Raw genomic sequence first — 1682 nt, 5'->3', positions numbered from 1 at the left:
TCCCGGACGAGGCCCTGGGCTTCCGCTACAGGAGACAAAATCGAGAACCGCCGCGACCGTCGCATGCGCCAGAATCACCCACATCGGCACTCCCGGCGACTCGGAACATAACCCAGGGTGTCTCGAAGGAGTGATGACTCATGAAGCCCGCAGCTCCGCCCACACCACTTTGCCACCGCCCTGTGCCGGGTACCAGCCCCACTTGTCACAGTGGGTGCGGACGACGAACAACCCGCGTCCGCCCTCGGACTCGAAGTCGGGCAGTTGCTCGACCGGCGGCTCGTCACTGCTGTCCCACACCTCGATTAGCAGCACGGCCTGCCCGTAGGACAGACGCAGCCGTACCCATTGGAGCTTGGTGACCTCGGTGTAGGGCACCGCGAGCGGAGCCTCCGCGTACGCCTTCTGCTGCCGCACATCGAGTGTGCCCGTCGCCTTCACCGCGTTACTGATGAACTCGGTGATCACAAGCTTCGCGTCACCGAGCGCGACGCATGCACTCCATCGCTTCAAGACGTCCTCGGTGTGCCGACGTGCCCAGTACGCGGCGTTGGGAAGCGCGATGAGCGTCAGCACGCTTTGATGTGTCCAAGCAGTCATTTTGCCGACCTCGCGCATCGCCAGCCCGTTTGAGAGCAGGGCCGGCGCCGGAGCCTGAGCTCACACAGATGCCGCAACGGGGGAAACGAACATCTGCTGACGACGCCGACCCTGCGCTTGAAGCACGGCGGACACACTCCCGCACCAACTCGTCTGCCTGCGGTGCACATGGCGCCCTCCGGACGGGTCAATGCCTGCCGTGAGTGACCAGCCTCTGATCTGGAGGGCCACCGAGCTACGCGAGTTCGGCATAGCGCTTATGCGCTTGATGTATAACACTGAAACAGGCATCGCCCGGCCACGATCACCCAGCGAAATCGATCACTCCAGGAAGTCACCGTCGGCCATGAAAACTGGGGACAATGCCCGCATTTGCCACAGTTGTGGCACGCGCCTGGCGCGGAGCAATCCAGGAGCTCAGTGCGCCCCCTGCCAGGCGAAAGCACGTGATCGTTTCAGCAAGCCGCCCGCCGTACCCGCCGACTTCTGGAATGCCCAACCACTCCGCACAGCCCTGGACAACTGGCACATCGGGCGCCTCATCCGGGCCTACCGTCACCATCCACACCATGGGCCCCGTGCCCTGCCGCAGGATGTCGTCGCGCGCTGGCTCAACATCACCCAGACCCAACTCAGCCGCATCGAGAGCGGACCGCCCGTAGCGGACCTCGACCGCCTCGTCCCCTGGGCCCGCACCCTCGGCGTTCCATCTGACCTGCTGTGGTTCAAGCTCCAAAAAGAGACGCAAGCACCGCCCCCAGCCCACGTTCCCCAACGGGCCGTCAAGCCATCGCTCCCCGCAGCCGTGCAGCACGTATTCAGCCCGCTCGGCAGCACCCTGCCATCGAGCGACGACCCGGATATGACGACGCTCCACGCTTTCCGCGCGGCAGACCGGCAGGTCGGTGGTGGCCACCTCTACCCCACTGTCACCAGCTACCTGCAATCCACCCTTGCACCCCGACTGTTCGGCAGCCAGACGAACAAGGGACGCACGAGCATCTTCACCGCAGCAGGCGGGTTCACCGAGATGGCCGGCTGGATGGCCCACGACGCCGGCCACGATCAGATCGCCCGCCAGC

The 1682-nt window shown here is 65.0% G+C and carries 2 protein-coding genes; one reads left to right on the top strand and one right to left on the bottom strand.

The annotated features are described in order from the left end of the window. Window positions 1-138: 138 nt before the first annotated feature. A complete protein-coding gene (locus ABT299_RS52605; protein WP_500255469.1) occupies window positions 139-576 on the bottom strand; it encodes an ATP-binding protein in 438 nt (145 codons plus the stop codon). 370 nt (window positions 577-946) lie between these two features. Here ABT299_RS52605 and ABT299_RS52600 point away from each other — a divergent pair. Beyond that, window positions 947-1682 (top strand): helix-turn-helix domain-containing protein (locus tag ABT299_RS52600; RefSeq protein ID WP_500255468.1); only part of this gene is annotated, 736 nt, incomplete at its 3' end.

This window comes from Spirillospora sp. NPDC000708, assembly GCF_040299565.1.
Classification (GTDB): Bacteria; Actinomycetota; Actinomycetes; order Streptosporangiales; family Streptosporangiaceae; genus Spirillospora.
This window is presented reverse-complemented; position numbering and strand designations above follow the sequence as displayed.